This is a genomic window from Nocardiopsis sp. RV163, from assembly GCF_001029525.1.
Taxonomy (GTDB): Bacteria; Actinomycetota; Actinomycetes; order Streptosporangiales; family Streptosporangiaceae; genus Nocardiopsis; species Nocardiopsis dassonvillei.
In genome coordinates, this window is the sequence record NZ_LEKI01000228.1 from 1 (window position 1) to 6558 (window position 6558).

At 72.4% G+C, this 6558-nt stretch carries 7 protein-coding genes and 1 pseudogene; 5 read left to right on the forward strand and 3 right to left on the reverse strand.

The genetic code is table 11. The features are described 5' to 3' along the window. Positions 1–89 precede the first annotated feature (89 nt). Together ABD54_RS24655 and pyrR are read right to left on the reverse strand one after the other, a co-directional pair. Positions 90–998, reverse strand: a complete 909-nt coding sequence (locus tag ABD54_RS24655) for an aspartate carbamoyltransferase catalytic subunit (RefSeq protein ID WP_047871934.1) — start codon at positions 996–998, stop codon at positions 90–92. Continuing rightward, positions 998–1675 (reverse strand): bifunctional pyr operon transcriptional regulator/uracil phosphoribosyltransferase PyrR, encoded by a 678-nt coding sequence (gene pyrR, locus ABD54_RS24660; RefSeq protein WP_047871935.1) that lies wholly within the window; start codon positions 1673–1675, stop codon positions 998–1000. The genes ABD54_RS24655 and pyrR overlap by 1 nt, the downstream gene beginning before the upstream one ends. 499 nt (positions 1676–2174) lie before the next feature. On the opposite strand from pyrR, the gene ABD54_RS24665 reads away from it, so the two are divergent. Beyond that, positions 2175–2669: a transcriptional regulator gene (locus ABD54_RS24665; RefSeq protein ID WP_013154123.1), complete on the forward strand. Its 495-nt coding sequence runs from the start codon at positions 2175–2177 to the stop codon at positions 2667–2669. A gap of 344 nt (positions 2670–3013) precedes the next feature. Then, complete coding sequence (locus ABD54_RS24670) at positions 3014–3628, forward strand: GNAT family N-acetyltransferase (RefSeq protein ID WP_047871936.1); 615 nt, start codon at positions 3014–3016, stop codon at positions 3626–3628. Here ABD54_RS24670 and metF read toward each other — a convergent pair. Continuing rightward, positions 3540–4469 carry a methylenetetrahydrofolate reductase [NAD(P)H] gene (gene metF / locus ABD54_RS24675; protein WP_047871937.1) on the reverse strand — a complete coding sequence of 310 codons (930 nt, stop codon included), beginning with the start codon at positions 4467–4469 and terminating at the stop codon, positions 3540–3542. The two genes, ABD54_RS24670 and metF, sit on opposite strands and share 89 nt — an antisense overlap. Before the next feature lie 84 nt (positions 4470–4553). Here metF and ABD54_RS28405 point away from each other — a divergent pair, with 84 nt between their 5' ends. From ABD54_RS28405 to ABD54_RS24685, 3 genes and pseudogenes are all read left to right on the forward strand, one after another. Beyond that, positions 4554–4730, forward strand: a complete 177-nt coding sequence (locus ABD54_RS28405; protein ID WP_160313094.1) for a hypothetical protein — start codon at positions 4554–4556, stop codon at positions 4728–4730. Between the two features lie 10 nt (positions 4731–4740). Then, positions 4741–5823: a polyprenyl synthetase family protein gene (locus ABD54_RS24680; RefSeq protein WP_047871938.1), complete on the forward strand. Its 1083-nt coding sequence runs from the start codon at positions 4741–4743 to the stop codon at positions 5821–5823. 204 nt (positions 5824–6027) lie between these two features. Beyond that, a pseudogene (locus ABD54_RS24685) lies at positions 6028–6369 on the forward strand (DUF418 domain-containing protein); the annotation flags it as partial. Positions 6370–6558: the final 189 nt, after the last annotated feature.

Here is a 6558-nt window from a genome sequence, read left to right on the forward strand (position 1 = left end):
GAAGCCAACACCGCGATGCCCGACACCCACGGACCGCACCTGATCCGCGGGGCCTCGCGCCCCTCGGGAGCGGTGGTGCGGCAGGGCTGTCAGGAGCCGCCGAGCAGCAGGTAGAGCACGGCCATGCGCAGGCTGACGCCGTTGGCGACCTGCTCGGTGACGGTGCAGCGGGGCGAGTCGGCGACCTCTGCGGAGATCTCCATGCCGCGGACCATCGGGCCGGGGTGCATGACGATCGCGTCCTCGGGCATGCGGGACAGGCGCTCGCCGTCCAGACCGTAGTTGCGGCTGTACTCGCGCGTGGACGGGAAGAACGACTCGTGCATGCGCTCGGCCTGTACGCGCAGCATCATGACGACGTCGGACTTGGGCAGGACGTCGTCGAGGTCGTAGGAGACCTCGCACGGCCAGGTGTGCACCGAGACCGGCAGCAGGGTGGGCGGCGCGACCAGGGTGACGTGCGCGCCCAGGGTGGTGAGCAGCAGCACGTTGGAGCGGGCGACCCGGCTGTGCAGGATGTCGCCGACGACGGCCACCCTCAGCCCCTCCAGGCGCCCCAGGCGCGAGCGCATGGTGAAGGCGTCCAGCAGGGCCTGGGTGGGGTGTTCGTGGGTGCCGTCGCCCGCGTTGAGGACGGACCCGTCCACCCAGTTGGCGAGGCGGTGGGCGGCGCCGGAGGCGCTGTGCCGGATGACGACGCCGTCGGCGCCCATGGCCTGGAGGGTCAGCGCGGTGTCCTTGAGGCTCTCGCCCTTGGAGACGCTGGAGCCCTTGGCGGAGAAGTTGATGACGTCCGCGGACAGGCGCTTGGCGGCCAGCTCGAAGGATGTGCGGGTGCGGGTGGAGTCCTCGTAGAAGAGGTTGACCACGGTGCGCCCGCGCAGGGTGGGCAGCTTCTTGACGGAGCGGTCGCCGACCTGGGCGAGTTCGGCGGCGGTGTCCAGGACGAGGGTGGCCTCGTCGCGGGAGAGGTCGCCGGCGGAGAGCAGGTGGCGCATCAGTCGTTCTCCTCGGTGGCTCCGGGGTGCTGGGAGGGACTGGGCCGTAGGCCTCGGTTGAGGGTGGTGGAGGGTGACGGGCGGGACGGGCCGAGCAGGACCGCGTCGTGTCCGTCGGTCTCCTCCAGGCGCACAATGACGCTCTCCCGCAGCGAGGTGGGCAGGTTCTTGCCCACGTAGTCGGCGCGGATGGGCAGTTCGCGGTGGCCCCGGTCGACCAGGACGGCGAGCTGGACGGCGCGGGGGCGCCCCAGGTCGCCGAGCGCGTCCAGGGCGGCGCGGACGGTGCGGCCGGAGAAGAGGACGTCGTCGACGAGGACCACGACGCGGTCGTCGAGTCCGCCCTGGGGGATCTCGGTCCGGCCGAGGGCGCGGACGGGGGCGGAGCGCAGGTCGTCGCGGTACATGGTGATGTCGAGCGAGCCCGCGGGGACGGTGAGGTCCTCCACCCGTTCGATCCGCCGTGCCAGGCGGTGGGCGAGCGGGACCCCGCGCGAGGGGATGCCCAGGAGGGTGACGCCCCGGCCCCCCTTGGTGCGTTCGAGCACCTCGTGGGCGATGCGGGTCAGCGCCCGGTCGATCTCGCTGCCGTCGAGGACGGCGCGGGTGCCCTCGGGCACCTCGGGTGCGGGGGAACCGCCACCGGTGTCACCGGTCGTCGGTTTTTGCGCACGCAAAGTAGTGACTCCCTTCCCTGCCTCACTGAACAGGTCGTTAAAGGACGTCGATCGGAGCCACGCTACCAGCGGCGCTCGCGACCCCCGCGAGGCGGTCGATGACCCGAGGTCACTAATGTGACTCTGGTCACACCACAAGCGAACGCGTAACCCCTGAAATGTGGTCATGTCGCCACTCAGTGGATACGGCAACGAAGGGGTCGAAACCTGAAATACCCAGGAGGAACGGGCTTTTCATGCCATCGTGATGCACGACTCGTCCCGTTCGGTCATGACATGAGAGGTGTCTCACTTACGCACGGTTTGGCCACCGATTAGTCGCGTTTCACACCAACGGCTTGACCTGGAAGGCAGACCCCCCTACCGTCACTGTCTGTAACCACTGCCGGGTGGGGTTGCATCCCGTGACCATCCGCTGGACCGCCCAGGCGGCCCGCCGAGTACGAGCGGACGTCCCCCCACCACGCCAGCCACTGTCACGGCCGGGAGCGACAAGAAGATGCCATCCGAATACGCGAAGTCCCTCGGTGCGCGACTGCGTGCCATCCGCACCCAGCAGGGCCTGTCCCTGCACGGGGTGGAAGAGAAGTCCCACGGCCGCTGGAAGGCCGTCGTGGTGGGCTCCTACGAGCGCGGCGACCGCGCCGTCACCGTCCAGAAGCTCGCCGAGCTGGCGGACTTCTACGGCGTGCCGATGTCGGAGCTGCTGCCGGGCGGCGCGGCTCCCACCCCGCTGGGCCCCACGCCCAAGCTGGTCATCGACCTGGAGCGCATGCAGCAGCTGCCGCAGGAGAAGGCCGGACCGCTGTCCCGCTACGTCGCCACGATCCAGAGCCAGCGGGGCGACTACAACGGGCGGGTGCTCTCCATCCGCCAGGAGGACCTGCGCTCACTCGCGGTCATCTACGACAAGTCGCCCGGGGACCTGACCGAGGAACTCATCAACTGGGGCGTCCTCGACCCCGAGGCGCGCCGCGCGGTCGACGCCTTCTGACCGGTACCCGGACGCCGGGGCAACCGGACAGATCCGCACCCGCTCGACGAGAGCCGGCGGCCCCGACGGGGGGCGCCGGCTCTCGTCGTGTCCGCCCGGCCGGGGACTGGCCGGGCGGACGGGGCCGGAGCGGCGCGGCCGGACGTGGGGCTTCCCCTCCCCAGCCCGGCCGCGCCGCCCTCCCGCCGGAGGGGGTCCGGCGGAGTGTGTCGAACTCCTGTTCGACAAGATCCAGTTAACCCCAGGCCGCCGGGCCCGTCAAGGACCCCGCCCGGCGCCGCGCGCACCCCGCCCGCGCGCGAATCCGCAGGCCTGCGGAAGGTCCGGGGAACTACCCTTGGCCCGTGGTAGCCGATACCGAGTTGCGCGAGCTGGCCCCGCCCGCCTTCACGCACGCCGTGCCCGCGCTGCTCCAGGTGTACGAGGCCGCCATGCGGCCGCCCCCGGAGCAGCTGCCCGGGCGCGCCTCCGTCATGAGGGGCCACGCCCGCAATCCGGGCTTTCGCGCGGTGGTGGCCGTGCGCGGCGGCCTCCCGGTCGGCTTCGCCTACGGCTTCCACGGACGCGGCGGCCAGTGGTGGCACGACACGGTGGCGGAGGGGCTGCGCGCGGGCGCCGGGGCCCGTCAGACGCGCCGCTGGCTGGACGACGCTCTGGAGGTCGCCGAGGTGCACGTCCACCCGGACGCGCAGAACCGGGGCGTGGGCCGCGCCCTGCTCCACGCCCTGTGCCGTGGCAGGCCCGAGCGAACAGCGGTGCTGTCCACGCGTTCGGGACCGTCCGCGGCGCGCCACCTGTACCGCTCGTGCGGGTTCACCGAGGTGCTGGAGGACTTCCGCTTCCCCGGCAGCCCCGGTCAGCCCTTCTCGATCATGGCCGCCCGGCTCCCTCTGACGGGCTCCGGTGACCGGAGATCTCCCGGTAGATCTGCCTGGTGGCCGTGGACCGGTTCGAGGTGATGAAGTGGATGCCCGGCGCGCCCTCGGCCAGCAACCGCTCGCACATGCGCTGGGCGTGCTCGATGCCGAAGGCCCGCACGGACTCGGCGTCGTCGCCGAAGGAGGCGAACCTCTCGGCCAGGTCGGCCGGGAAGGGTGCTCCGGAGAGCTGCTCCGAGCGCGGGATGAACGAGGTGCGCACCACCGGGAAGACCTCGGGGATGATCGGCACCTCGCAGCCGCGCGCGGCCACCCGGTCGCGCAGGCGCAGGTAGTCCTCGGGGTCGAAGAACATCTGGGTGATGGCGTAGTCTGCGCCCGCCTCGCACTTGCGCACGAAGTGGTCGGTGTCGGTCTCGACGTCGTCCGAGCGCGGGTGCTTGTAGGGGAAGGCGGCCACGCCCACGCAGAAGTCGCCGCTGTCCTTGATCAGGCGCACCAGCTCCTCGGCGTAGGTCAGCCCCTGGGGGTGGCGGATCCACTCCCCGTCCGGGTCGCCGGGCGGGTCCCCCCGCACGGCGAGCATGTTGGACACGCCGGCGTCGGCGAGGCGGCCGACGAGGTGGCGCAGTTCGGCCACGGAGTGGTCGACCAGGGTCATGTGCGCGACCGGCAGCAGTGTGGTGTCGGCCGCGATGCGCTCGGTGGTCTCCACGGTCAGCCCGCGCGTGCTGCCGCCCGCGCCGTAGGTGACCGAGACGAAGGCGGGGCCGAGGGCCTCGATCTCCCTGATCGCGCGCCACAGGCGCTCCTGCGCCTGGGGCGTGCGGGGCGGGAAGAACTCGAAGGAGAACATCGGCTCGCCCGCGTCGAGGAGTTCTCGGATGTGACGCGGCCTGGGGGCCGGGCCCCGGGGCGCCACAGGGAGTGTCGGTGCAGCCAGCATGCGCACCAGCTTAGGTCAGACACCCCCGCGGCGGAGGGGCCGTCCCACCCTGTGAGACCCGTGGCGCTCACCACTCTGTTCTGGGGCCTGCGCCTGGAGAGCGGCCGGGAGGTCGCTGGCGCACCGGCCAGGCTGGGCGCGCGGGCGCCGCTGGCGCCGGTGTCGTTCGTGCTGGTGGCCAGTCGCGAGCGGCCCGGAGGGGCGGAACCGGACCGGGCCGCGTCCGACAGCCGATAACCTGCGGTTCATGGTGCCTTCCTCTTCCCCGTCCGCCTCCGCCGTCTTCGCGGTCCGCTCCGGCGTGGACCGCGAACTGACCTCCTTCTGCGCCGACCACCGGGCCCAGCTGATGGAGATCGGGGAGGAGCTGGCTCCGGCCATGGACGCGCTGGAGGCGATGATCTCCGGAGGCAAGCGCCTGCGGCCGACCTTCTGCTACTGGGGGTGGCGGGGCGCGGGCGGCGCGGCCGACGACGAGCGCGTGGTGCGGGCTGCGGCCTCCCTGGAGTTCCTCCAGGCGTGCGCGCTCGTCCACGACGACGTGATCGACAACAGCGACACCCGGCGCGGCCTGCCCGCCACGCACAAGCGTCTGGCCAAGCTGCACGCCGACCAGGGTTGGAGCGGCGACAGCGAGGGCTTCGGCCAGGGCGCGGCCATCCTCATCGGCGACCTGTGCCTGGCCTGGTCGGACGAGATGTACCAGGCGAGCGGCTTCCCGACGGAGGTGCTGAGCCGGGGGCGGCGCCCCTTCGACGCGATGCGCACCGAGGTCATGGCGGGGCAGTACCTGGACACACTGGAGCAGGTGCGGGGCACCGGCACACGCGAGGCGGCGCTGCGCGTGATGCGCTACAAGTCCGCCAAGTACACGGTGGAGCGCCCGCTGCACCTGGGCGCGGCCCTGGCGGGCCGCCACGAGGAGCTGGCCGGGGTCTACACCGGCTACGGCATCCCGCTGGGGATCGCCTTCCAGCTCCGCGACGACGTGCTGGGCGTGTTCGGCGACCCGTCCACCACCGGCAAGCCCGCCGGGGACGACCTGCGCGAGGGCAAGCGGACGCTGGTGGTGGCCGAGACCCTGGCGCGCGCCGGAGCTGCCGACGCCGAGCGGTTCCGCTCGCTGCTGGGGGCGCCGGACCTGTCGGTGTCCTCTGTGGAGTGGATGTGCTCCCTGATCGAGGGCTCGGGCGCGCTGGCCGCGTGCGAGGAGATGATCGCGGAGTACGCAGACCGGGCCGTAGCGGCCCTGGAGAGCCCCGAGCTGGACGAATCCGCCCGCGAGCCGCTGCGCCAACTGGTCGTGGCCGCCACCTCGCGCTCCTCCTGAGGCTCCTTCCCCAGGGGACTTTCCCGGGTCCGCGCCCGCCGGGGGCCTGTTGTGCCCGTCCGCCCGCTCCGATTGAATCGCTGACACGGCATATCGCGAAATCGGGGAGTCTCCCATGTCTGGGCACACCGTTTCCCGCGGTCCGGTCGACGCGGGTGAGAGAGCCCTCGCACCAGACCTGGCACGCGGGTTCATGCTGCTGTTCATCGCGCTCGCCAACACGGCCTGGTAGTGGTCGGCGCGCTGTCGGCGACCGGTAAGCGCTCGCTGTCGGCCTACCTGGCCCAGTCGGTGCTGTGCGCGCCGCTCCTGGCGGCCTGGGGCCTGGGGCTGGGCGGCGAACTCGCCTCGTGGTCGATGGCCCTGTTCGCGGTGGGCGTGTGGCTGGTGACGGTGGCGGCGTCCTACTCGCTGGAGCGCGCGGGCAGGCGCGGACCGGCCGAGGCGCTGCTGTGCCGCCTGGCCTACCGCCGCCCGGCGGCGCGGGGCGCTCCGGAGGCGGAGGAGCCCGGGAACGCGTCGGGTCGGCACGGGGACCGGCGGACGGCGGGCGTCCCGGGCCCTGACCCCGGCGGCGCCGACCCCGCCGCACCCGACACCTCGGCGCAAAAAGGCGCGTGCCGCTCAGTGTCCGGCACGCCCTCGTAACGCAGGATGGGGTGTCATGGGCGACGATCACACGACAAACCACACCATAGGGGTGACGGGGGCGACGGGGTCGGCGCCGCCGGGGTC